24 protein-coding genes and 1 pseudogene are annotated in these 25,068 nt (G+C 46.9%); 24 read left to right on the top strand and 1 reads right to left on the bottom strand.

The features are described from left to right. The first annotated feature begins 58 nt into the window (after positions 1 to 58). The 24 genes and pseudogenes from DWZ44_RS08145 to DWZ44_RS08025 all read left to right on the top strand — a co-directional run. Complete coding sequence (locus DWZ44_RS08145) at positions 59 to 703, top strand: adenylate kinase (protein ID WP_022461645.1); 645 nt, start codon at positions 59 to 61, stop codon at positions 701 to 703. 3 nt (positions 704 to 706) lie between these two features. Continuing rightward, a complete protein-coding gene (map, locus tag DWZ44_RS08140) occupies positions 707 to 1,477 on the top strand; it encodes a type I methionyl aminopeptidase (protein ID WP_022461644.1) in 771 nt (256 codons plus the stop codon). Continuing rightward, a complete protein-coding gene (locus tag DWZ44_RS08135; RefSeq protein WP_022461643.1) occupies positions 1,474 to 1,725 on the top strand; it encodes a KOW domain-containing RNA-binding protein in 252 nt (83 codons plus the stop codon). Before map ends, DWZ44_RS08135 begins: the two co-directional genes overlap by 4 nt. A gap of 3 nt (positions 1,726 to 1,728) precedes the next feature. Beyond that, on the top strand, positions 1,729 to 1,947 hold the full coding sequence (infA, locus tag DWZ44_RS08130) for a translation initiation factor IF-1 (RefSeq protein WP_022461642.1): 219 nt from the start codon (positions 1,729 to 1,731) through the stop codon (positions 1,945 to 1,947). Positions 1,948 to 2,630: 683 nt separating this feature from the next. Then, the gene (locus DWZ44_RS08125) at positions 2,631 to 4,097 is read left to right on the top strand and encodes a VanW family protein (protein WP_158555030.1); all 1,467 of its coding nucleotides are present in this window, start codon (positions 2,631 to 2,633) and stop codon (positions 4,095 to 4,097) included. A gap of 292 nt (positions 4,098 to 4,389) precedes the next feature. Next, positions 4,390 to 4,503 carry a 50S ribosomal protein L36 gene (rpmJ, locus tag DWZ44_RS08115; protein WP_003022746.1) on the top strand — a complete coding sequence of 38 codons (114 nt, stop codon included), beginning with the start codon at positions 4,390 to 4,392 and terminating at the stop codon, positions 4,501 to 4,503. 295 nt (positions 4,504 to 4,798) lie between these two features. Next, positions 4,799 to 5,167, top strand: a complete 369-nt coding sequence (gene rpsM, locus DWZ44_RS08110; protein ID WP_117510474.1) for a 30S ribosomal protein S13 — start codon at positions 4,799 to 4,801, stop codon at positions 5,165 to 5,167. A gap of 50 nt (positions 5,168 to 5,217) precedes the next feature. Then, positions 5,218 to 5,610 (top strand): 30S ribosomal protein S11, encoded by a 393-nt coding sequence (rpsK, locus tag DWZ44_RS08105; RefSeq protein ID WP_022461574.1) that lies wholly within the window; start codon positions 5,218 to 5,220, stop codon positions 5,608 to 5,610. A 16-nt stretch (positions 5,611 to 5,626) separates the two neighbouring features. After that, positions 5,627 to 6,220, top strand: coding sequence for a 30S ribosomal protein S4 (gene rpsD / locus DWZ44_RS08100; RefSeq protein ID WP_022461575.1), 594 nt, complete (start codon positions 5,627 to 5,629; stop codon positions 6,218 to 6,220). A 72-nt stretch (positions 6,221 to 6,292) separates the two neighbouring features. Continuing rightward, positions 6,293 to 7,255, top strand: a complete 963-nt coding sequence (locus tag DWZ44_RS08095; RefSeq protein WP_022461576.1) for a DNA-directed RNA polymerase subunit alpha — start codon at positions 6,293 to 6,295, stop codon at positions 7,253 to 7,255. Positions 7,256 to 7,359: 104 nt separating this feature from the next. After that, on the top strand, positions 7,360 to 7,896 hold the full coding sequence (locus DWZ44_RS08090) for a bL17 family ribosomal protein (RefSeq protein ID WP_022461577.1): 537 nt from the start codon (positions 7,360 to 7,362) through the stop codon (positions 7,894 to 7,896). Between the two features lie 186 nt (positions 7,897 to 8,082). After that, positions 8,083 to 8,982: a diacylglycerol/lipid kinase family protein gene (locus DWZ44_RS08085; protein ID WP_022461578.1), complete on the top strand. Its 900-nt coding sequence runs from the start codon at positions 8,083 to 8,085 to the stop codon at positions 8,980 to 8,982. A 179-nt stretch (positions 8,983 to 9,161) separates the two neighbouring features. Beyond that, positions 9,162 to 10,025 carry a class II fructose-1,6-bisphosphate aldolase gene (fba, locus tag DWZ44_RS08080; RefSeq protein ID WP_022461579.1) on the top strand — a complete coding sequence of 288 codons (864 nt, stop codon included), beginning with the start codon at positions 9,162 to 9,164 and terminating at the stop codon, positions 10,023 to 10,025. A gap of 415 nt (positions 10,026 to 10,440) precedes the next feature. Further along, positions 10,441 to 12,555: a glutamine synthetase III family protein gene (locus DWZ44_RS08075; RefSeq protein WP_117761415.1), complete on the top strand. Its 2,115-nt coding sequence runs from the start codon at positions 10,441 to 10,443 to the stop codon at positions 12,553 to 12,555. 205 nt (positions 12,556 to 12,760) lie between these two features. Further along, entirely contained in the window at positions 12,761 to 13,447 is a 687-nt protein-coding gene (locus tag DWZ44_RS08070) for a WecB/TagA/CpsF family glycosyltransferase (RefSeq protein WP_117804620.1), read from the top strand. Positions 13,448 to 13,452: 5 nt separating this feature from the next. Continuing rightward, entirely contained in the window at positions 13,453 to 14,322 is an 870-nt protein-coding gene (locus DWZ44_RS08065) for a YitT family protein (protein WP_117510478.1), read from the top strand. 185 nt (positions 14,323 to 14,507) lie between these two features. Then, positions 14,508 to 15,596 carry a PucR family transcriptional regulator gene (locus DWZ44_RS08060; RefSeq protein ID WP_117510479.1) on the top strand — a complete coding sequence of 363 codons (1,089 nt, stop codon included), beginning with the start codon at positions 14,508 to 14,510 and terminating at the stop codon, positions 15,594 to 15,596. Between the two features lie 26 nt (positions 15,597 to 15,622). Further along, complete coding sequence (ftsE, locus tag DWZ44_RS08055) at positions 15,623 to 16,306, top strand: cell division ATP-binding protein FtsE (protein ID WP_022461638.1); 684 nt, start codon at positions 15,623 to 15,625, stop codon at positions 16,304 to 16,306. Then, positions 16,296 to 17,210: a permease-like cell division protein FtsX gene (gene ftsX / locus DWZ44_RS08050; RefSeq protein WP_022461639.1), complete on the top strand. Its 915-nt coding sequence runs from the start codon at positions 16,296 to 16,298 to the stop codon at positions 17,208 to 17,210. The genes ftsE and ftsX overlap by 11 nt, the downstream gene beginning before the upstream one ends. A gap of 83 nt (positions 17,211 to 17,293) precedes the next feature. Then, positions 17,294 to 18,553 (top strand): S41 family peptidase, encoded by a 1,260-nt coding sequence (locus DWZ44_RS08045; protein ID WP_243002040.1) that lies wholly within the window; start codon positions 17,294 to 17,296, stop codon positions 18,551 to 18,553. A gap of 119 nt (positions 18,554 to 18,672) precedes the next feature. Beyond that, the gene (locus DWZ44_RS08040) at positions 18,673 to 19,917 is read left to right on the top strand and encodes an aminopeptidase P N-terminal domain-containing protein (protein ID WP_055220735.1); all 1,245 of its coding nucleotides are present in this window, start codon (positions 18,673 to 18,675) and stop codon (positions 19,915 to 19,917) included. A gap of 26 nt (positions 19,918 to 19,943) precedes the next feature. Further along, positions 19,944 to 20,822: a NifB/NifX family molybdenum-iron cluster-binding protein gene (locus tag DWZ44_RS08035; protein ID WP_117804619.1), complete on the top strand. Its 879-nt coding sequence runs from the start codon at positions 19,944 to 19,946 to the stop codon at positions 20,820 to 20,822. 228 nt (positions 20,823 to 21,050) lie between these two features. Continuing rightward, a complete protein-coding gene (locus DWZ44_RS08030) occupies positions 21,051 to 23,126 on the top strand; it encodes an efflux RND transporter permease subunit (protein ID WP_117804618.1) in 2,076 nt (691 codons plus the stop codon). A gap of 64 nt (positions 23,127 to 23,190) precedes the next feature. Then, positions 23,191 to 23,334, top strand: a pseudogene (locus DWZ44_RS08025) (transposase); the annotation flags it as partial. A gap of 234 nt (positions 23,335 to 23,568) precedes the next feature. Here DWZ44_RS08025 and DWZ44_RS08020 read toward each other — a convergent pair. Further along, a complete protein-coding gene (locus tag DWZ44_RS08020) occupies positions 23,569 to 25,068 on the bottom strand; it encodes a serine hydrolase domain-containing protein (RefSeq protein ID WP_117804617.1) in 1,500 nt (499 codons plus the stop codon).

The following is a 25,068-nucleotide window of genomic DNA, read 5'->3' as shown; positions in this document are numbered from 1 at the left end:
AATAGGGTAAATTACACGCAGTGGATTGCTGCAAATTCAAACATGGGAGGAAAAGCGCATGAAAATTATTATGTTGGGGGCACCTGGTGCCGGAAAAGGTACACAGGCAAAACAGATCGCTGCAAAATATGAGATTCCTCATATTTCAACCGGCGATATCTTCCGCGCAAATATCAAAGAGGGAACCGAGCTTGGAAAGAAAGCGAAAGCATTCATGGACAAGGGAGAACTCGTTCCAGACGAGCTGACCTGCGATCTTGTTGTAGACCGTATTTCCAAACCGGACGCAGCAAAGGGCTACGTGCTGGATGGCTTCCCAAGAACGATTCCGCAGGCAGAGGCACTGACCAAAGCCCTGGAAGCACGCGGAGAGAAAATTGACTACGCAATCAATGTAGAAGTACCGGATGAAAATATCGTTCACCGTATGGGCGGACGCCGTGCCTGCATCGGATGCGGAGCAACCTATCATGTAGAATTTAACGCACCAAAGGTAGAAGATGTATGCGATACCTGCGGCGGCGAGCTGGTTCTCCGTGATGACGATAAACCTGAGACCGTACAGAAGAGACTGTCTGTATACCATGCTCAGACACAGCCTCTGATTGACTACTATAAGAAAGCCAATGTTCTGGTGGAAGTTGACGGAACCCAGGATATCAACGTGGTATTTCAGGATATAGTAAAGATTTTAGGAGCGTAAAGGATGTCCATATCAATTAAAACTGCCCGGGAAATTGAAAAAATGCGCCGTGCCGGTGAACTGCTGGAGAAGGTACACGATGAATTAGGCCGCGCCATCCATCCGGGAATGTCAACCTGGGAAATCAACAAGCTCGGAGAAGAGATGATCCGCAGCTTCGGATGCACTCCCAACTTTTTAAACTATAATGGGTATCCGGCTTCGATCTGCGTTTCTGTGAACGAAGAAGTGGTTCACGGAATCCCAAGTAAAAAACGGATTCTGAAAGAGGGCGACATTGTCAGCCTGGATGCGGGACTTATCTATGAAGGATACCATTCCGACGCAGCCCGCACACACGCGGTCGGTGAGATCTCGCCGGAGGCAAGAAAACTGGTGGAAGTAACACGCCAGGCCTTTTTTGAAGGAATCAAATACGCAAAAGCAGGCCATCATCTTCATGAGATTTCGGCGGCGATCGGTGCATACGCAGAGAGCTTCGGCTACGGCGTTGTCCGCGACCTGGTAGGCCACGGCATCGGAACGCACCTGCACGAAGATCCGGCAGTGCCGAACTTCGCACAGCCAAGCCGCGGCGTCCGTCTGCAGCCTGGCATGACGCTCGCCATCGAGCCGATGATCACAGCCGGAGGCTATGCAGTCAGATGGCTGGATGATGACTGGACCGTTGTGACAGAAGACGGCTCTCTTGCCGCACATTATGAGAACACGATTCTGATTACGGAGGGAGAACCGGAAATTCTGACACTTTCGCATACGGAGGAGGATTTATGAAACCGATTGTGAAAGGAATGTTTGCCAGAAGCCTGGCCGGCCACGATAAAGGAAAGCTGTATGTGATTTCGGATGTACAGGAGCCATACGTATTCCTGGTGGACGGAAAAATCCGTACCGCCAACCGGCCGAAAAAGAAGAAGCTGATTCACGTACAGCCGGATTACGAAATGACGGATGCGGTTCGTGATGAAGATATCCGTAAGGCATTAAAAGAAAAAAGTTGCAAAGAGTTGAAGGAGGATTAATCAATGTCTAAGGCAGATGTAATTGAAGTAGAGGGAACTGTCCTCGAGAAATTACCAAACGCAATGTTTAAAGTAGAACTGGAAAATAAACACGTTGTACTGGCTCATATCAGCGGAAAGCTGCGTATGAACTTTATCCGTATTCTTCCGGGAGACAAAGTAACCATCGAGCTGTCCCCATACGATCTGGACAAGGGACGTATTATCTGGAGAGATAAATAAGAAATACGATAAAAAAAGCCATCCGGCATGCCGGATGGCTTTTTCTCTGTATGTGTTTCTCTGTATTCATCCCCAATAACAGTAACCGTTCTACAGAACAAAGATTTCGATCACCGGCCTTCAGATTTCTGACAGCCACAAAGCAAGCACCAGTCTGCAAACCCTGCAGCATCCGCGGCGGCGGGCATCTGAATTTCTTTTCAGTCCCTTTTGAAACCTTCCAGATGTATTATGCAATATTTTAATAGAAAAAGCAATGAAAAAAGTATAAAATTTTATGAAAACTTTTTGTAAAAACCAGGAGAATTTGTGCACTTTTGAAACAAAATTTTTAAACCGTCAGAAAAAAAAGAAAAAGTGAAAAGACAGGAGAAAAGAGCGGCCGGAAAACCGTGAAAATGACAGATGAGGGCTCGAAAGCGACAGAAGAATATATGTTTGTGAATTCTGTGTGAAGTTGAAATATTTGGTTGAATTCTCAAAATAATGTGATACAATGCAATAGAGAAACTTTACGGAGAAATTTTACCGGGAAGGATCTCCTGTGCGGTGCGGTAAAATCCATGTACCGGCAGAAATCAGGGAAACATTTTATGAAACAGCAGGCTGCAGTCTGAAAAAAATTCGGATCTGCAGCAATGGCATCGCTGCTCCTTACAGATAACAGGAAAGGAAAATGTGCAATGACAAAAAGGGGAAAGAAAAAAGGCCTTGTTGCAGCATTGAGCGTAGTTGCAGTGATTGTTTTACTTGCCGCTGCATATGGAATCTTCTGTCTGATCATCGAGGATGACAAAATCTGGGCAGATGCTTCTATTAACGGAGTAAACATTCAGGGAATGAGCAAAAAAGAAGCTGCGCAGACAGTAGAACAGAAGTTTGAAGAAGATTATAAAGATACAGCTGTTACCGTTGAGCTGGATGGTCAGCAGTATACGATGAACGTATTTCCAATGCTGGGGATGGATGCTTCCGCAGAAATTGAAAAAGCATATGAAAAAGGCCATGGAAATCTTCTGGTTCGCGGTCTGGAGTGGGTCGAGATGAAATGGGGAAAGGCAGAGAAGCTTTCCTATGATGTGCAGCCGACTGCGACCCATCCAGATGAGGTGGAAGGAATTGTACAGGCATCCGGCATTCAGGATTACAACTCCATGCAGGATACTACATATGAAGTAACAGATACCGGCCTGATCGTGCATAAAGGCATTTCCGGAACCAGACCGGATGTGGATGCCTTAAAACAGCAGATCCAGACGAATGTGACAGCAATGAATTTCCAGGATGTAATTTCCTGCCCGACGGCAGAAAATCAGCTGACAGAACCGGATTTTGCCGGAATTGCAAGCCAGATTTATACCGATCCCGTCAATGCGACGCTGGATCCGGATAACGGATATTCCGTTGTGGCATCGAAAAACGGAACCTCAATGAATGCGGACAATGCGAAAGCCGAGTATGAGAGTGCAGAAGAAAATACGGATATCACGATTCCGTTTACATTTACCGAGCCGGAGATTACAACCGAGAAGATGAACGCAAACCTGTTTAAAGACACGCTTGGAAGTTACAGCTCCAGCGCAGCGGGTGGAACGAGCGGAAGAATTCACAACGTCGGACTTACGGCATCTATATGCAACGGACAGATTGTTCTGCCGGGAGAAACCTTCTCTTTTAATGGTGTCGTAGGTGATACAACGGCGGAAAAAGGATATCAGGAGGCAGCAGGCTATCAGGATGGCAAAGTCGTCCAGGTACTTGGAGGAGGCGAATGCCAGGTGTCCTCCACACTGTTTTCCGCTATTTTGTACACAGACCTTGATGTGGTGGAAAGAGCCAACCATTCGATGCCGGTACATTATGTGCCGTCTGGAATGGATGCAACCGTATTCTGGGATTCACCGGATTTCAAATTTGAAAATAATCATAAGTACCCGGTGAAAATTGTGATGAATATGGACAGCAGTGACACACTGACCGTAAAAATTCTCGGAACAAAAGAAAACGACTATACCATTGAGCCAAGGGTAAAGCAGATCGATGAAATGAGTAATGTAACGTATCGTGATTACAAAGATGCAAGCGGAAATGTAGTAAAATCAGAATCCGTATGCGCAAGCAAATACAAACCGCTGAACTCAGGATCATGATGCAAAAAAAGATGTTACCTGTAAAAACAGACGGGACAGAGAAAAAAATCTGTCCTGCCTGTTTTTTTTCTTACCGGTGGGAGAAATGAAAAAATGCACAGAAAAGGAGCAAAAAAAAGTGAAAAAATATGTAAAAAATTCCTTGCATTTCCGGGGACAAAATGCTATACTATAAAACGAACTTTTGCGCGTGGACTTTTTTCTAACCCACAAAAAGAAAGCGCATCCCAAAAGTTTACAACAGAAAATTCCCCTACACGGGGCGCTAGGAGCAAAGAAAGGAGGATTCATCATGAAGGTTAGATCTTCTGTAAAACCGATCTGCGAGAAATGCAAAGTTATCAAAAGAAAAGGTAGCATCAGAATCATTTGTGAGAATCCAAAGCACAAACAGCGCCAGGGCTAATCCGTCATTAGGCTTGATCGTAATTGTGCAGATTTTAAGTGCGGCTGCAGCGAGGACGCGCGTGAATGCGTTGTTCTGCTGTTAATATTATAAAGTGAGACACCTGGCAAGTTGCAGCCAGGACACCTCCGGCGGGTGGACGCGCGGAGCGCAGACATCCCTTATAATATTGCTTAATACTCCGATCTGTCAGGTGGCAGAAGGAGAAAGGTCGTGCGAACACGGCTGGATACACGCATACCTGTATCCCAATTAGGAAAATATTAATGTTTTAGAAAAATGGAGGACAAAGTACATGGCTCGTATAGCTGGTGTAGACTTACCAAGAGACAAACGTGTTGAGATTGGTCTGACCTATATCTACGGAATCGGTAGAACAAGTGCAGATCGTATCTTAAAAGAAGCTGGAGTAAATCCGGACACACGCTGCAGAGATTTGACAGACGATGAAGTAAAGAGACTCAGCGCAGTTATCGATGAGACTCAGGTTGTAGAGGGAGATCTTCGTAGAGAAATCGCTATGAACATCAAACGTCTGCAGGAGATCGGATGCTACAGAGGTATCCGTCATCGTAAAGGCCTTCCGGTTCGTGGTCAGAAAACAAAGACCAACGCAAGAACCCGCAAAGGTCCTAAGAGAACTGTTGCAAATAAGAAGAAATAATTTAACCAGTAGTCCAATATAAGATTAAGAAAGTGTAGGTTAGTTTTAAAATGGCAAAAGTGACAAAGAAAACGACAAAACGTCGTGTCAGAAAAAACGTTGAACACGGACAGGCACATATCCAGTCTTCCTTCAATAATACAATCGTAACACTGACTGATGCAGAAGGAAACGCTCTTTCATGGGCAAGTGCCGGCGGTCTGGGATTTAGAGGTTCAAGAAAATCTACTCCATACGCAGCTCAGATGGCTGCAGAAACTGCTACCAAAGCAGCGCTGGTTCATGGCTTAAAGACTGTTGACGTTATGGTAAAAGGACCAGGATCAGGTCGTGAAGCTGCAATCCGTGCCCTTCAGGCATGCGGTCTTGAAGTTACAAGCATCCGCGACGTAACACCGGTTCCGCACAACGGATGCCGCCCACCAAAACGTAGAAGAGTCTGATTAGGAGGTTAAGAACATGGCAGTAAATAGAGTACCAGTCCTGAAAAGATGCAGATCCCTCGGAATGGATCCTGTATATCTTGGAATTGATAAGAAGTCCACAAGACAGCTGAAAAGAGCAAACAGAAAAATGTCTGAGTATGGTCTTCAGTTAAGAGAAAAACAGAAAGCAAAATTCATCTACGGCGTTCTGGAGAAACCTTTTGTTAACTATTACAAAAAGGCTGACAGAATGGAAGGACAGACTGGTGAGAACCTGATGATCCTTCTTGAGCTCCGTCTGGACAACGTTCTGTTCCGTATGGGAATGGCTAGAACCAGAAAAGAAGCACGTCAGATCGTTGACCACAAACACGTTCTGGTTAACGGCAAACAGGTAAATATCCCGTCTTACCTTGTAAGCGCTGGTGATACCATCGAAATCAAAGAGGGTAAAAAATCCTCTCAGAGATATAAAGACATCGTAGAGGTTACAGGCGGCCGTCTGACTCCGGAATGGATCGAGGCTGATCTTGAGGCACTCAAAGGTGTTGTAAAAGAGCGTCCTACCCGCGAAATGATCGATGTTCCGGTTGACGAAGTGCAGATCGTCGAGCTGTATTCTAAATAAAGAATCGCCATACGCGGAAGGCTTTATTCCCATGAGTAATGAGCCAACCAATTTAAAAGGAGGGGCTTTCGAGTGTTTGATTTTAACAAACCGAAAATTGAAATTACTGAGATTTCTGATGACAAGAAGTACGGCAGATTTGTGGTTGAACCTCTGGAAAGAGGCTACGGTATCACATTAGGTAATTCTCTTCGCAGAATTATGCTTTCTTCCCTCCCTGGAGCAGCAGTAAGCCAGGTTAAAATCGAGGGCGTTCTTCATGAATTCAGCTCCATCCCTGGAGTAAAAGAAGACGTTACAGAAATCATCATGAACCTGAAGAGCCTTGCAATCCGCAATAACAGCGAAACCAACGAAGCAAAAGTTGCTTATATTGAGTTCGAGGGCGAGGGAGTTGTAAGAGCATCCGATATTCAGGTAGATCAGGATATTGAGATCATGAATCCGGATCAGGTAATCGCAACCCTGAACGGCGGCCCGGACAGCAAGCTGTACATGGAGCTGACGATCACAAAAGGCCGCGGTTATATCAGTGCTGACAAGGGCAAGAGCGATGACATGCCGATCGGCGTTCTCGCTGTGGATGCTATCTATACACCGGTTGAGCGTGTAAACCTCAAAGTGGAGAACACCCGTGTAGGTCAGATTACCGATTACGATAAACTGACACTGGATGTTTACACCAGAGGAACACTGGATCCGGACGAGGCAGTCAGCCTGGCAGCTAAGGTTTTAAGCGAGCATCTGAAACTCTTCATCGATCTGTCTGAGAATGCGAAGACAGCAGAAGTTATGATCGAGAAAGAGGACAATGAGAAAGAGAAAGTTCTGGAGATGAACATCGACGAGCTTGAGCTTTCCGTGCGTTCCTATAACTGCTTGAAACGTGCCGGTATCAATACCGTAGAAGAGCTGTGCAACAAAACTTCCGAAGACATGATGAAGGTTCGTAACCTGGGCCGCAAGTCTCTGGAAGAGGTACTTGCAAAGCTGAAAGAACTGGGACTGTCACTGAGTCCTGGGGACGGAGAATAAATCACAGCGATTTATCTTTCCGTTTGATTTGTAGACGAAAACCCCCTGTCAGTAAGTCCGAGGCAGCATGACTTGTGGGTTCCACAAATGGAGGAAAATTTAAAATGGCAAAATATAGAAAACTTGGCAGAACATCTGACCAGAGAAAAGCATTATTAAGAAACCAGGTAACCAACCTTCTGTATCACGGAAAAATCGTTACCACTGAGACCAAAGCAAAAGAGATCCGTAAGATCGCTGAAAGCATGATCGCACTGGCTGTAAAAGAGAAAGATAACTTTGAGACCGTTACCGTTACTGCTAAAGTAGCTCGTAAAGATGCTGATGGCAAACGTGTGAAAGAAGTAAAAGACGGCAAAAAAGTTACCGTATACGATGAAGTTCAGAAAGAGATCAAAAAAGATCTTCCGTCCAGACTTCACGCTAGACGTCAGATGGCAAGCTTCTTCTATCCTGTAACAGAGGTTCCGACCGAAGCAGCAGGACGCAAGAAAAACACCAAGTCCATCGATATGCCACAGAAAATGTTCGATGAGATCGCTCCGAAATATGCAGACCGTAACGGCGGATATACCCGTATCATCAAGATCGGACCGCGTAAAGGTGATGCAGCTATGGAAGTTGTAATTGAGCTGGTTTAATCTGTAAATAGTTTTGAAATTCGCAGGGGCTGCCTCTTAGTAGGTGGCTCCTGTTTTGTTGTATATCATATTTTATATGACACAATTGCGAAATTGTGGCAATGTACGGGGTTGCATCTGCTTTGCGAATAAGGTACAATACAGAATACAGAACAGCTAAAATGGGATACAAAGGAGAGCATTTGCATGGAGAGCAAGAAAAAAATGTTGTTTATTTTTAATCCGTTTTCCGGAAAAGCACAGATTAAAAGTAAACTGTTTGAAATTATCGATGTTTTTGTAAAAGGCGGATATGAAGTCATTGTCCACCCGACGCAGGCAGTCGGAGATGGTTTCGAAAAGACAAAGGAGCTTGCGCCGCAGGTGGATCTCGTTGTCTGCAGCGGGGGCGACGGAACACTGGATGAAGTTGTCAGCGGTCTGATGGAAGTGGATCAGCGCGTTCCGATCGGTTATATTCCGGCCGGAAGCACCAATGACTTTGCAAACAGTCTTTCTATTTCGAAAGATATGGTACAGGCGGCAAAGGATATCATCGAGGGAAACCTGTATTCCTGTGATGTGGGAGCGTTCAACAACGACAGCTTTGTCTACATCGCTGCATTCGGCCTTTTCACGGATGTTTCCTATGAGACAGATCAGCACATGAAAAACATTCTCGGCCATCTGGCATACCTGCTGGAGGGATCCAAACGGATCTGGAATGTGCCGACGTACTGGATTAAAGTCGAGGCAAACGGGGAAACCTTTGAGGGAGAGTATATCTACGGTATGGTGACGAATGCCAAGTCCGTCGGCGGCTTCAAAAACCTGCCGGGACAGGATGTACGCCTGGATGACGGACTCTTCGAGGTAACCCTGATCAAACGCCCGAAAAACCCGCTGGAACTGAATGAGATCATTGCGTCCCTGCTGATGCAGGAGGATCACACAGACCTCATCGATTCGTTCAAGACCGACCGCATCATCATCGAGTCCAACCAGGAGATTTCCTGGACTCTGGACGGCGAATACGGCGGAGATCACGGCTATGTCTGCATCGAAGCGCGCAAACATGCCATGGAACTGGTTCTGAACAATAAGTAGGCACGGCTTTTTGATAAGTTTTTCACAAAAAAGTGCAAAAAAATGGATTTCGCTACGAAAATCATTTGGCATTTGCAGAAAGATGTTGTATAATAAAACCAGTTATGAAAGTAACAAGTATGCCGTAAGCCTGAAAACGGTACACGGCACAATTACAGACACAGGAGGTCATTTGAGCTATGTTAGTATCAGCAAAAGAAATGTTGGACAAAGCAAAAGCTGGCCACTATGCAGTTGGTCAGTTTAACATCAACAACCTGGAGTGGACAAAATCCATCCTTCTTACCGCACAGGAGATGAATTCTCCGGTTATCCTTGGTGTATCTGAGGGTGCAGGAAAATACATGACAGGTTTCAAAACTGTAGCTGCTATGGTAAAAGCTATGATCGAAGAACTGAACATCACTGTTCCGGTTGCTCTGCATCTGGACCACGGAACCTACGAAGGATGTTACAAATGCATCGAAGCAGGTTTCTCATCCATCATGTTTGACGGATCTCATTATCCGATCGAAGAGAACGTTGCAAAAACAAAAGAACTGGTAGCTGTTTGCAAAGAGAAAGGAATGTCTCTGGAAGCAGAAGTTGGTTCTATCGGTGGAGAAGAAGATGGTGTTGTAGGTATGGGCGAATGCGCTGATCCGAACGAGTGCAAGATGATTGCAGACCTCGGTGTAGATATGCTTGCAGCAGGTATCGGCAATATCCACGGTGTATACCCGGCTAACTGGCAGGGACTGAGCTTTGAGACTCTGGCAGCTGTACAGGAGCTGACAGGAACTATGCCGCTCGTTCTTCACGGTGGTACAGGTATCCCGGATGACATGATCAAGAAAGCCATTGACCTTGGCGTTTCCAAAATCAATGTAAATACAGAGTGCCAGCTTGCATTCGCAGCAGCTACACGTAAATACATCGAAGAGGGAAAAGATCAGCAGGGTAAAGGATTCGATCCTCGTAAACTGCTTGCTCCTGGCGCAGAAGCTATCAAAGCTACTGTAAGAGAAAAAATCGAACTGTTCGGTTCTGCAAACAAAGCCTGAGTTTAAGCACGAAAATGCTGTGCAGGATTCCTGGGGGACTTCCTCCTCAGGGTCCGCACAGTATTTTTTTTCGCGAGCAACGAGTCAAAGTCTGTGCTTGCACGAGACCTTGACGACTGCCGCGAAAGCTTTCATCGAATCCGCTAATTTTTTCGCCTGAATTAGGAAAGTTTTGTAAAATAATACGAAAAAGGGACTGAGTTCAAAAAAGCACTTGCGTTTTTTAAGTTTTTGAGTTATTTTAGTATCAGTTGGAAATCAAATCCATATGCGAATGTAAAACAAGGGCGTTCTACAAAAAATATAGCTTTTTTAGCTACCTTTTTGAGAACTCCTTTTTCTTGTATTAGGATCTTTTTAGAATCCGGCGGGAAGGTCACATCGCAAAATTCACAAATGGAAAGGAAGAAAGAAAATGGGAGAATATGTAAATCCAGCCAAAATTTTTGGCGAAAATGTATTCAATGACACTGTAATGCAGGAACGTCTTCCAAAAAATGTTTACAAGAAGCTGAAAAAGATCATCGAAGAAGGCGGTGAGCTGGATCTTGCTACTGCAGATACGATTGCACATGAGATGAAAGAATGGGCAATTGAAAAAGGAGCAACACACTATACACACTGGTTCCAGCCACTGACCGGTGCAACTGCAGAAAAGCACGATTCTTTTATCACAGCACCGATGCCGAACGGCAAAGTACTGATGAGCTTCTCCGGTAAAGAGCTGATCAAAGGCGAGCCGGATGCATCTTCTTTCCCGTCCGGTGGACTGCGTGCTACCTTTGAGGCAAGAGGATATACAGCATGGGACTGCACCTCACCGGCTTTCGTTCGTCAGGACGCAGCAGGCGCAACCCTCTGCATTCCGACTGCATTCTGCTCCTACACAGGAGAGGCGCTTGACCAGAAAACACCGCTTCTTCGTTCCATGGAAGCTCTGAATGTACAGTCCCTGCGTCTGTTAAAACTGTTCGGAAACACCACTTCCAAGAAAGTAACTCCTTCCGTAGGACCGGAGCAGGAATACTTCCTGGTAGATGCAGAGAAATTCCTGCAGAGAAAAGACCTGATCTACACCGGACGTACCCTGTTTGGCGCAATGCCTCCAAAAGGACAGGAGATGGACGATCACTATTTCGGAACCATCCGTCAGAGAATTGCTTCCTTTATGAAGGATGTCAACATTGAGCTGTGGAAGATGGGTGTTACAGCAAAGACACAGCACAATGAGGTTGCACCGGCACAGCACGAGCTGGCTTCCATTTATTCCGAGGCAAACGTAGCAGTTGACAACAACCAGCTCGTTATGCAGACTTTAAAGAGAGTTGCATGCCAGCACGGACTGAAATGCCTGCTGCATGAGAAACCGTTCGCAGGTGTCAACGGTTCCGGTAAACACGACAACTGGTCCATCACCACAGATGACGGCATCAACCTTCTTGAGCCGGGCAAAACACCGCACGAGAACATTCAGTTCCTGCTCGTATTAAGCTGCGTTCTGAAAGCCGTTGATGTTCACGCAGATCTGCTTCGTGAGTCCGCAGCCGATCCGGGAAACGATCACAGACTGGGAGCTAACGAGGCGCCGCCAGCTATTATTTCTGTATTCCTTGGAGAGCAGCTGGAGGATGTTGTAGAGCAGCTCATCAGCACCGGAAATGCAACAAAGAGCAAAAAAGAGGGCGTTCTGGAGACTGGTGTTAAGACACTTCCGGATCTCAAGAAAGATGCTACCGACCGTAACAGAACCTCACCGTTTGCTTTCACCGGAAACAAATTCGAGTTCCGTATGGTTGGTTCCCGTGACTCCGTTGCAGCTCCGAACATCGTACTGAACACCATCGTTGCAGAAGCATTCCGCGATGCATGCGATGTACTGGAAGGCGCTGAAAACTTCGAGGACGCTGTCCATGATCTGATCAAGAAGAACTTAAGTGAGCATCAGAGAATCATCTTCAATGGCGACGGATATGCAGATGAGTGGTTAGCTGAGGCAGAGAGAAGAGGACTTCCGAACATCAAATCCATGGTGTACGCAATCCCGGCACTGACCACTGATACCGCAATCAAACTGTTCGGCGATTTCAAAGTATTCACCGAGGCAGAGCTGGTATCCCGTGCAGAAGTTAAATTCGAGAACTATGCAAAGACCATCAACATCGAAGCAAAGACCATGATCGACATGGCAAGCAAACAGATCATCCCGGCAGTCATCAAATATGCGACTTCCCTGGCTGGATCTATCAACACCATCACCGCAGCAGGTGTTACAGCAGTTGGTGTACAGAAGAATCTGCTGAACGAGACAAGTGCACTGCTTGAGGAAACCCAGAAAGCACTCGACGAGCTGATCGCAATCGAGAATGCAGGATGCGAGATGGAAGACGGCGAAGCAAAAGCAAAATACTACTACGAGAAAGTTGCTCCGGCTATGGAGGCACTCCGTGCACCGGTTGACAAACTGGAGATGATCGTAGACAAAGAGATGTGGCCGATGCCGTCCTACGGCGATCTGATGTTTGAGGTTTAATCCGCAGACGGTCTGATAAATTGTAAAAATTCTGTGAAAACAGGGCAGAAAAAGAGGCTGTTTTTGACAACAGCCTCTTTTTTTAGTATAATGAAGATTAGCTGTTGCCAGAAGAAAAAGGCGGACAGCGCTGCCGGAAGAAACGGCAGGAAAACATGGAGGAAACGCTTCTGGATTTCGAAGGAAAACAGAAGTATACAGAACAATGAATGCAGAACTGGAAATTTTAGGTGTGAAGCTGAAACATTACCGCGTCGATGCGGCGATGGAGATTGCAGAGGAATACCTCTCAAACGATAAGCTGAACACCATCGGGATTGTTACGATGCAGATGCTGATGCAGGCGAGCAAGGAACCGACGTGGAAACAGTATATCGAAGATCTGGATCTGACGGTCATCGGGGAAACCGAGGTGCTGGAGGCAGCAGGAATTGACCCGGAGACGCCGTCCTATGAGGAAGTGGAGACGAACGAGTTCATCGCACGCTTTTTCTGGGGACTGATTCAGAAGAAAAGCCGGATTTTCGTACTGGGCGACACTGGGGAAGAACTGCAGACACTGCAGAAATATCTGACAGAAACGTATCCCGGCATTGAGATCGGAGGCGGTGCTGTCGTCGAGACGCTGGAGGAATCCGCGTTTGACAGCCTGGTCAACGAGATCAACAGCCAGACGACGGACGTGATTGTGAGCGGCCTTGCAGGAACGCGGCAGGATCGTTTCGTTCTGGAAAACAGCAGCAAAATCAGCGCAAAAATCTGGCTGAGCCTTGGCGAGCATTCGACGCTGCAGAACGAGGCCGGTATAAAAACGAGCTGGTGGGGAACTCTGCTAAAGAAGAATACGTTCAAGCGGATGGTAACAAAATATAACAGCGAAAAGGACGGTTGAAGTTCATGAACTGGATACGGAACAAACAGCAGTGGAGAGATTATCTGCTGATTACGCTGGGAACCGCGGTCATGGCGGTTGCGACCAGCTCGATTTACGACCCGGCGGGGCTTGTTACCGGAGGATTTTCCGGTCTTGCAATCGTCATCAAACAACTGAGCCAGATGCTGTTCGGAAAAGGAGTTCCGCTCTGGGTGACGAACCTTGTGCTGAACATTCCGCTCTTTCTGTTCGGAATCCGTATGAGCCGCGATTTTCTGGTGAAAACCATCTTCGGAACCCTGATGAATACGTTCTGGATTGCCGTTCTCCCGGTGCTGCAGCTGGTGCCGGATGACAGGATGCTTTCCGCACTGTTCGGCGGCGTTCTGATGGGAGCAGGCATCGGCCTCGTCTTCATCGGAAACGGTACGACGGGCGGAACGGATATGATGGCGGCTCTGATCCAGAGAAAGCTGCGCCACTATTCCGTTGCACAGGTTATGCAGGTGCTTGATGGAATCATCGTCATCGCCGGTATTTTTGTCTTCGGTATCCACGCTTCGCTCTATGCGATCGTGGCAATCTACGTGACGACGAAAATGACGGATGCCCTGATGGAAGGTATGAATTATGCGAAATCCGCGTTTATCATTACCGCGCATCCGGAGCAGGTAGCCGATGAGCTCATGAAAGAACTCGACCGCGGCGCGTCCGGCATCCACATCAAGGGAATGTACACGGGCGAAGAGCGTATGATGGTATTCTGTGTTGTGGGCAAAAAACAGATCCCGCAGCTCAAACAGATCGTAGGAACGATCGATCCGGACGCGTTTGTCGTTGTGTCGGATGCAAGAGAGGTCTTAGGAGAGGGCTTCCAGACGGATTTCTCCTGACCTTTTTACGTATTTTGTGGTATAAATGTTGTGTTTTCTCTTCCTTTTTTGTCTATTTTGTATTAAAATAAGTATATCTGTGAGGTACTTTGCATCAGGCGCAGAACCATAGGGGTGTGGATATGCCTGGCAATGAAAGCGGGTGCAGCCGGAGACAAACTATAGGATGAAAGAGGGAAGAAAATATGATTTCAAATCAGATTTTACAGAGTACCATTGAGGGAATCAAAAATATTTCGCGTGTCGAACTCTGCGTGACTGATGTAGAAGGAAAGGTTCTGGTAACGACGTTTCCGGAGGTTGAGATCAGCCAGAATGATATTGTAACGTTTGCGCAGTCTCAGGCAGATTCCCAGACCATGAAAAATTATCAGTTTTTTAAAGTATACGATGAACACCAGCTGGAGTACATTCTGGTTGTAAAAGGCGGAAACGATGACATTCACCTGATCGGGAAAATGGTTACCTTCCAGATTCAGGGCCTCCTTACCGCCTACAAGGAGCGCTTCGATAAAGACAACTTTATCAAGAACCTGCTGCTCGACAACCTGCTGCTGGTCGACATCTACAACAGGGCGAAGAAGTTACATATTGAAGTGGAAGCACGCCGCCTTGTATTTATTCTTGAGACAAATCCGGATAAGAACAGCGGGGCGCTCGAGAGCGTCAAGAGTCTGCTCGGTACCAAATCCGGTGACTTTATCACTGCCGTCGATGAGAAAAACATCATCATCGTAAAAGAACTTGCTCCAGGTGAGGATTATGCCCAGATGAACAAAGTGGCAGCCACCATTCTGGAAGCAGCAGGAAGAGATGAGGAGGGGAAAACCCACGTTGCTTACGGTACCATTGTCAAGGAGATCAAAGAAGTATCGCGTTCCTATAAAGAAGCCAGAATGGCGATGGACGTCGGAAAAATTTTCTCCGCTGAGAATGATATCTATGCATACAGCTCACTGGGCATCGGCCGTCTGATTTACCAGCTTCCGATCCCACTGTGCAAAATGTTCATCAAAGAAATTTTCGGCAACAAATCGCCGGATGACTTTGATGAGGAGACACTGACAACGATCAATAAATTCTTTGAAAATTCTCTGAATGTCTCGGAAACCTCGAGACAGCTTTATATACACCGAAATACCCTTGTCTATCGGCTGGATAAGCTGCAGAAGAGCACGGGACTCGATCTTAGAGTTTTTGAAGATGCGATCACATTCAAGATTGCGCTTATGGTTGTGCAGTACATGAAATACATGGAAACGCTCGATTATTAAGCGAGAACCCTTGAAGGAGGAATTGCATGATAACATTGGATAGTGTAAGTAAGAGTTACGCGAAAGGCCAGCCGGCCGTCAACAACGTATCCTTACACATCGAGAAGGGGGAATTCGTCTTTATCGTGGGAAACAGCGGTTCTGGAAAATCGACGCTGATCAAGCTCCTTTTGAAAGAACTCGAGCCCACATCCGGTACCATTAAGGTAAACGGACAGATCTTAAATAAAATGAAACGCTGGAGAGTGCCGAAATACCGCCGCGGTGTCGGCGTCGTATTCCAGGATTTCCGCCTTTTAAAAGACCGGAATGTCTATGAAAACGTAGCATTCGCACAGCGTGTCATCGAGAAACCGAACCGCGTCATCAAAAAGCGCGTGCCGGAAGTCCTGACGCTGGTCGGACTGGCAGAGAAGTACAAATCCTTCCCGAAGGAGCTTTCCGGAGGAGAGCAGCAGCGAGTTGCCGTGGCAAGAGCCATTGTCAACCGGCCTGACATTCTTCTGGCGGACGAGCCGACCGGAAACCTGGACCCGGGAAACTCCATGGAGATTATGAAGCTCCTGGAGGAAATCAACAACAGAGGAACGACCGTTCTTGTGGTAACCCACAACCGTGAGATCGTCAACTCCATGAAAAAACGCGTTATTACCATGCGAAAAGGCGTGGTAGTCAGCGATGAGAAGGAGGGCGAGTACCATGAGGTTTAGTACACTGGGCTACAGCATCAAACAGGGTGTCAAAAACATCTGGAGAAACAAGATGTTCTCGCTGGCATCCATCGCAACCATGGGAGCCTGTATCTTTCTGTTCGGTATCTTCTTTGCGGTTGTCATCAACTTTAACTACATCGTAAAAAATGCCGAGACAGACGTATCCATGACCGTCTTCTTCAACGAAGATGTGGATCAGGCGACGATCGATGAGATCGGAACGGAGATCAAGGCCAAGACCGATGTGGTCAAGGAATGTAAGTATGTTTCCGCGGATGAGACGTGGGAAAACTTTGCAAAACAGTATTTCGAAGGAAAAGAGGAATACAAGGACGGCTTTAAGCCAAACGACAACCCGCTCGCAACTTCTGCTCACTACGAGGTTTACGTATACCAGGTAGAGACGCAGGATGCACTGGCTGAGTATATCCGCTCGCTGGACGGTGTCCGTGAGGTTAAACAGGCCGAGGGCGCAACAACAACGTTGACGACGATGAACCGTGTCATTGGCTACGTTTCCATCGCGATCATCCTGATTCTTCTTGCCGTATCTGTTTTCCTGATCAGCAATACCGTCACGATCGGTATTTCGGTCCGGAAAGAGGAGATCGGTATCATGAAGCTGATCGGTGCGACGAACCTGTTTGTAAGGGCTCCGTTCCTGATCGAGGGTATCCTGATCGGTCTTGTCGGAGCAGCGATTCCGCTGGGGCTGCTGTACGTTGTATACAACAGAGTCATCAGCTACGTTATGACGGAGTTCAGCGTACTGTCGAACTTTATGGCATTCATGCCGGTATCGGCCGTCTTCCGGATTCTGCTTCCAGTCGGACTCATTCTCGGTATGGGAATCGGTCTTGTCGGCAGTATCTTTACGATTCGAAAACACTTGAAAGTCTGATAGGATTAGACAATATAATGAAGTAAAAATAAGTCCCGGAATCCGTCAAAAGATTCCGGGATCTTTCGATTGGGAGGCATATTTTGGAAGAACTGATGAAGGAAGAAAAAGAGGGCGTAAAAGCGGCAGAGCAGGAAAAACCGAAAAAGCGCAGAAACAGAAAGAAAAACCGAAAAAATGAGATGCGGAAGAGCTACTTTGCGGGCATGATTTCGATGCTGGCGCTTGTAATGATCGTGCTTGTCGGAACAACGTTTCTCTGGCCGGGAAGCAGTGCGGACCACCCCGGCGGCTTCTGGTCGTGGCGGAAGACGGCGGCGATCAAAGCGATGATCAGCCAGCTTTACGCGGGCGATGTGGATGACACAGAGCTGTCGAATGCGATGTATAAAGGGATGATCAGCGGCCTCGGCGACAAGTATTCTACGTATTACACAAAAGAGGAATACGAAGCGATCAAGACAGCGCAGGAGGGTTACTATCAGGGCATCGGTGTTACGGTGACGCTGGACGGCGATAAGCTGCAGGTCACCGGCGTACAGGACGATACCCCGGCGGCGAAGGCCGGTATTCAGGCGGATGACCGCATTGTGAAGATTGACGGGCAGACACTCGAAGGCTTAAGCCTCAACGATGCGGTCGGTCTTCTGAAAAACAGCGAGAACGATACCGTGACGCTTTCCATCGAGCGGGAAGGCGAGGCGGATCTGATTGAAACGGAAGTCAAAAAAGAGAAGCTTGCGGCGATTGTGGCAGACGGTAAAATGCTGGACGACAAGATCGGCTATCTGGCCATCAGCGAGTTTACAGGGCTTACCTCCGAGCAGTTCCAGAAAGCATACCAGTCACTGCAGGATCAGGGCATGGAGCGCCTGATCATCGATCTGCGCGGCAATCCGGGCGGCCTCGTGACGGCAGTCTGTGACACCCTGCGCCAGATCCTGCCGGAGGGACTCATCGTGTATACCGAGGATAAAAATGGAAAACGGGAAGAGTATACCTGCGACGGCGATACCCCGATCTCGATTCCACTCGTCGTGTTGGTCAATGAAAATACGGCAAGTGCGGCAGAAATCTTCACGGGAGCAGTCAAAGATTACGGCATCGGAACGATTGTCGGAACGACGACATTCGGAAAAGGCATTGTCCAGAATACATTCCAGCTCTCGGACGGCAGCGTGGTGAAACTGACGATTGCCCATTATTACACGCCGCTCGGAAACGACATCCACAAGGTCGGCATTACGCCGGATGTCGAGGTGGAGCTGCCGGATGACGCGACGAGCGATGTGCAGCTCGAAAAAGCGTTGGAAGTTGTCAAAGGACTGGAAAGTGCGGAATAAAATAAGAATTTTTACAGAAAAGCAGGAAAAAGGTAGGAAAAAAAGCACGAACGTGTTATCTTAGTAGAGGAGCCGAAAACAGATCTTGGCAGGCTCTAAAAGAAAGTGAGGAAAGACAGATGAACTTTACAGAAAGAAGAAAACAGGTTTTTGATAAAATGGACCAGGATTCCGCACTGCTTTTGTTTTCTGGAATCGAGCTGCATGTCAGCGCAGACGAATATCTGCCGTTTGAAGCAAACCGCAACTTTTTCTATCTGACCGGCCTTCGCAGAGATCACATGATCCTGATGATGAAAAAGACCGCAAAAGAGGAGAAATCCATTCTGTTTATCGAGGAAGCGGATCTGAACCAGGAGAGATGGTTTGGAAGAAAAGTAACCGTATCCGAGGCACAGGAGATCACCGGAATCGATGACGTTCGTTTCCTGGATTCCTTTGAGGGCATGGTAAACCGTCTGATGGCACGCGAGGACATCGGAACCCTGTATTTCGACTGCTACCGCTATCAGGTCGAGGATCTGCCGGATTACAACATGGTAAAGGCAGAGGAGTTCGCAAAGAAATTTCCAGGCAGACCGATTAAAAACATTGCTCCTGTCATCGCAGCACTGCGGATGCAGAAAGATGAGGATGAGATCGCTCTCGTCCGCCAGGCAATCAAGATCACCGACGACGCGCTGAAATTCGTGATGAAGAATCTGAAACCGGGCTGCACCGAGTATCAGGCACAGGCTGATTTCGAGTACAAGATTTTCCACGAGGGAGCAGACGGAACCGCATTCCCGACGATCGCAGGAAGCGGTGCAAACGGAACGATGCTGCACTACGACACCAACCGTGACGTGTGCGAGGATGAGACCCTGCTTCTGATGGACCTCGGAGCAAAATTCCAGGGCTACTGCGCAGATATCACCAGAACGTATCCAGTCAACGGGAAATATACGGACCGTCAGAGACAGGTTTACGACGTTGTTCTGGCAGCAAACCGCGCCGTTGCAAAAGCAGCAAAACCGGGTATGACATTAAAAGAGCTCGACGATATCGCAAAGGATGTTCTCGGCGAGGGCTGTGTGAAACTTGGCCTGATCGAGAAGAAAGAGGATGTCGGAACCTATTACATGCACGGCGTTTCCCATCACCTCGGCATCGATGTACACGATGTGACCGCGGCATGGAACGACAAGCTGCGTCCAGGTGCCATCATCACCGATGAGCCGGGTCTTTATATTGACGAGTGGGAGATCGGAATCCGGATCGAGGATGATATCCTGATTACAGAGGACGGATGCGAGGTTCTTTCCGAGAATCTGATGCGTGATCCAGACCAAATTGAAGCCTTTATGCAGGAAAAAGAGGCGTAAGAAAAAACTACGGAGGATTTAGTTAGATGAAAATTGCAGTTACATACGATAACGGGAATATTTTCCAGCATTTTGGAAAAACAGAGAATTTTAAGGTTTACGAAGTAGAAGACAATCAGGTGGTTTCCAGCGAAGTGATCGGATCCAACGGAACCGGCCACGGCGCACTGGCAGGCCTTCTTTCCGAGCAGGGCGTGGATGTTCTGATCTGCGGCGGCATCGGCGGCGGTGCACAGGCTGCTCTTGCTGAGGCAGGCGTAGAGCTCTGCTCCGGAGCGGAGGGAGATGTGGATGCAGCGGTGGAAGCTTACTTAAACGGAACGCTCACATCTGCGGGTGCAACCTGCGATCACCACGATCACGAGGAAGGCCATTCCTGCGGCGACCACTGCGGAAGCCATGAGGAAGAGGAGAGCTCCTGCGGCGGTTCCTGCGGAACCTGCGGCGGCGGATGCGGTGCACCGACTCCGGTTATGGAAGGTAAGAATGTCGGAAAAACCTGCCGTACCCACTACAGAGGAACCTTCAACGATGGAACCCAGTTTGATTCTTCCTACGACCGCGGCGAACCGCTCGAGTTCATCTGCGGTGTGGGGCAGATGATCCGCGGCTTCGATGCAGCCGTTGCAGAGATGGAAGTCGGCGAAAAAGTCAACATCCATCTGATGCCGGAGGAGGCTTACGGAATGCCGGATCCGAACGCAATTTTCACCGTTGCGATCGCACAGCTTCCGGGAGCAGAGGAAGTAGAGATCGGACAGCAGGTTTATCTGCAGAACCAGTATGGCCAGCCGTTCCCGGTAAAAGTTACTGCAAAAGACGAGACCAATATCACGTTTGATGCCAACCATGAGATGGCTGGAAAAGAGCTGAATTTTGAGATTGAGCTGGTTGAAGTGAAATAAAAAAATGCATAAAAAAGAGTGTCAGGACGAAGGAGCCAGGCACTCTTTTTTGATGCGCAGAAAAATCAACGATTCCCATTTCCGATTTCCGTTATTTTTTGTAAAAGTAAACAAAAAATGACCAAAATTCATTTTTCACCATTTCAAATATTGACTAATAGTCATTTAAGTTGTAAGATGTGGTACTAGAAAAACAAGTTAAAAATGAATCAGAGGAGATGAATGAAAATGGTTAAAGTTGGCAAATGGATTGCCAAGCACAGGATTCTGATGCTGATCATTGGATTTCTGCTGATTATTCCGTCAGTCATCGGAATGGCAGCAACGAAAGTAAACTATGATCTGCTCAGCTATCTGCCGGAGCATCTGGAAACTGTAAAAGGACAGGACATTCTGGTAGATGAATACGGCATGGGTGCGTTCTCCATGGTTGTCGTGGAAAACATGGAAATGAAGGACGTACAGAAACTCGAAGAAAAATTCGAGCAGGTAAACCACGTAAAAGAAGTTTTATGGTATGACGATGTGGCAGACATCAGCGTGCCGGTTGAGATGATCCCGGAAAAACTCCGGAAAGCATTCTACAATGGGGATGCAACCATGATGCTCGTTCTGTTCGATAATACGACTTCTTCCGATGACTCCATGGAGGCAATCGAGGATCTTCGTAAAATTGCGAACGAGCAGTGCTTCATCGGCGGTATGACCGGTGTTGTTACCGATATCAAAAACGTAGCATTAAAAGAGCTGCCGGTTTACGTTGTCATCGCCGCAGTTTTGAGCCTCGTTGTCATCGAGCTGACATCGACTTCCTTCGTTGTTCCGATCCTGTTCCTGTTAAGTATCGGACTTGCAATCCTTTACAACCTGGGAAGCAACGTGTTCCTTGGTGAGACTTCCTACATCACAAAAGCGCTGACCGCCGTGCTGCAGCTTGGTGTTACGATGGACTACTCCATCTTCCTGCTGAACAGTTTCGAGGAGAATAAAAAGCGTTTCCCGGATGACAAAGAGCGTGCGATGGGCCATGCAATCGCCAACACGTTCAAATCCGTAGCCGGAAGCTCCGTTACCACCGTAGCCGGTTTCCTGGCACTGTGTGTTATGACCTTTGCCCTTGGCCGCGACCTTGGTATCGTTATGGCAAAAGGTGTTTTGATCGGCGTTGTCTGCTGTGTCACCGTCCTGCCGGCCATGGTTCTGGTATTTGACAAGGCAATTGAGAAAACGAGACACAAACCGCTGGTAAAAAGCCTGGATAAACCGTCCGCCTTTATCACCAAACATTATAAAGTATGGGTTGTGATCTTCCTGGTTCTGCTGTTCCCGTCGATCTACGGAAACAATCATACCCAGATTTATTACAACATCGCACGTTCCCTTCCATCTACCCTGGACTGTAACGTGGCAAACGATGAAGTAAAAGCGCAGTTCAACGTCAGCAACATGCACATCGTCATGATGGACCGCGATATGGATTCCAAACAGAAAAAGAAAATGATGGAGGAGATCGGCAACGTAAAAGGTGTCAAATCGACCATCAGCATGAGTTCCCTGCTTGGACCGACGATTCCGGAATCCATGATCCCGGAAAATCTCCGAAGCATGCTGCAGAGCGATGAGTATGAGCTTGCATTTGTGAGCTCTGAATATGAGTCCGCAACAGATGAAGTAAACGAACAGGTCAAAGCGATTGACAAAATCGTAAAATCCTACGATAAAAATGGAATGGTCATCGGTGAAGCACCGTTGATGAAAGACCTGCAGGATGTTACCGATGCTGACCTTGTCAACGTAAACGTGCTTTCCATTGGTGCAATCTTTATCATCATTCTGCTGATCTTCAAATCGATTTCTCTGCCGATTATTCTGGTAGCAGTCATCGAGTTTGCAATTATGCTGAATATGGCAATCCCGTATTATCAGGGAACCAGCCTTCCATTCGTGGCCAGCATCGTAATCGGAGCGATTCAGCTCGGTGCAACCGTGGACTACGCTATCTTGATGACAACCCGTTATCAGAAAGAGCGCCAGAATGGAAAAGACAAAAAAGAAGCTATCAGTATTGCGCATAAGACCAGTATGCCGTCCATCATCAGCAGTGGCCTGAGTTTCTTTGCCGCAACCTTCGGTGTAGCCTGCTACTCTCAGGTTGAGATGATCGGTTCCATCTGTACCCTGCTTGCGCGGGGCGCGATCATCAGTATGGTCGTTGTTATCCTTATTCTGCCGGCAATGTTTATGATTTTCGATAAACTGATCTGTAAGACATCGATTGGATTTTTAAAGAAGAAAACAAAATAAAGTATGACAAATCCCCTGTACCGGAAGTAACTGGTGCGGGGGAATTTTTTTGCTTTGCGTTCAAATTTCTGATGTGACGGATAAGATTCTGCCACGGATTGAAGACTGGAAGAACCGGCCACTGGACGAGGTCTATCCTATTCTCTACATCGATGCAATCCATTATTCTGTAAGGGATAATGGCGTGATCCGAAAGCTTGCTGCTTATCCAATGCGTCGTAAAACCCCTTGCTGTGGGGAGTGTCAAATGGAAGAAGTATACCGGAAAAGAAGAAGGATAATATGGAAAATCTGAAAAGATAAAAACTACTCTTTATGAAGCGTATTCTCATAGTGACAGATCACTGGATGATATCCTGGCGTTTATTGAAGGAAGAGATGATGATATTGGCAGAAATACTCCGGGGAAAAATAAAAATCCCCGGAGTATTTTTACGTGTTTCTATCTAAAAGCACCATCAAAAATCATATCAGCAAATCTTACATTCCGGTCACTCACCGCACCAGACAATTCAAACATTCCTTTAGTACTATCTGTGACAATCAAAGTCAAGGTATTTTCATGAAAATAGAATTTCCATGTTTGTGAATGCCCGGTTTCCTGCCAGCATATAGTCAAAATAAGGGTACTCTGGTCTACCCAACTGTGATGGGCAGCATATTTCCAAATACGGTTTCTCTGTTCGTCTCCAATAAGTGGGCTATTTGACGGAATTTCAATTGCATATGTGGTTTCTCCAAACAAATCAACAGTACAGGAACTGTGAATAGTCTGTATTTCATCGATTACAAACTCCATACGGCTGTTGCCAATTTCAAAGCGAAGAGTATGTTTTTCATCTGATGTACGACTGCGTAAATCAAATTCTTTTCCCTGAAGCATATGCATTAGATAAGAAGCACTCGGCGAATATACAACGGGAGTTTCCCACTGGTTCATTACGTTTTTCATGTATTGGTAACACCATGCATCACGAGGTTTCGGCTGCTCAGTTATGTTATTAAGGATATACTTTTCAATCAGAGGGAAAATTCTGCTTCCATCCGTTTCTTCAGCAGTAGTTGTAATAACCATATCCATTTTCGGAAATACCATGCAATACTGGCCAAATGCTCCATCAGCACGATAGCTCCCCGGACTGTTCTCCCAAATTTGATATCCATAGTGGCGGCCCCATCCGGCACATCCCTGCACGTTTGTGGAAATGTGGGGGTATGATGCCTCCGTAACCCATTCTTCCGTGAGAATGCGTATGCCATTGTAAACACCTTTATGTAAGTACAAAAGTCCCAGTTTTGTGAGATCACGTGGAGCAATCAAAAGCCCCCATGCTCCAGTGTTAACATCTCCATGTTTATCCCAACTGACATCTGTAATCTCCAGAGGATCAAATAGATGCGTCTGTAACCAATCTTTCAGGCACATGCCAGTCACACGGCTGATAAGTTCTGACAGCATATAAGTTCCTCCGGAATTATAGACAAAATGAGTTCCTGGCTCATATACTATTTTTCTGGTAAAAAAGATTTCCGGCCAGGGTCTTATGCCATTGCACATATCTCCCACTGTATCCACGCCATGACCTGTACTCATAGTCAAAAGATGGCAAATTTTTATGGTACGGGCTGCATCATCCATGTCCAAATCTCGACATTCCGGAAAATAATCAAGAAGGAAATCATCTACCCGCAACAAACCTTCTTTTACCGCAATCCCTATAGCCGTGGATGTAAATGTTTTGCTTACGGAATATACCAATCTTTTATCAAGTGCACAAAACGGATATTTGGAAACTTCTGCTATCGCTTTATCATGGCGAACAATATGAAGAGTCCGCAATTTATAATTTATTTCATCACATTCTTTCAGAAACTGGGCAATAGCTACAGAGGAAATGCCTACATCTTCAGGAATATAAAATTTATTGAATAATTGTGTCAT

Origin of the sequence: Blautia sp. AF32-4BH (assembly GCF_003460565.1) — a bacterium.
Classification (GTDB): Bacteria; Bacillota; Clostridia; order Lachnospirales; family Lachnospiraceae; genus Fusicatenibacter; species Fusicatenibacter saccharivorans.
The sequence above is the reverse complement of the archived record's forward strand: the minus strand, read 5'-3'. Positions and strand labels throughout refer to the sequence as shown.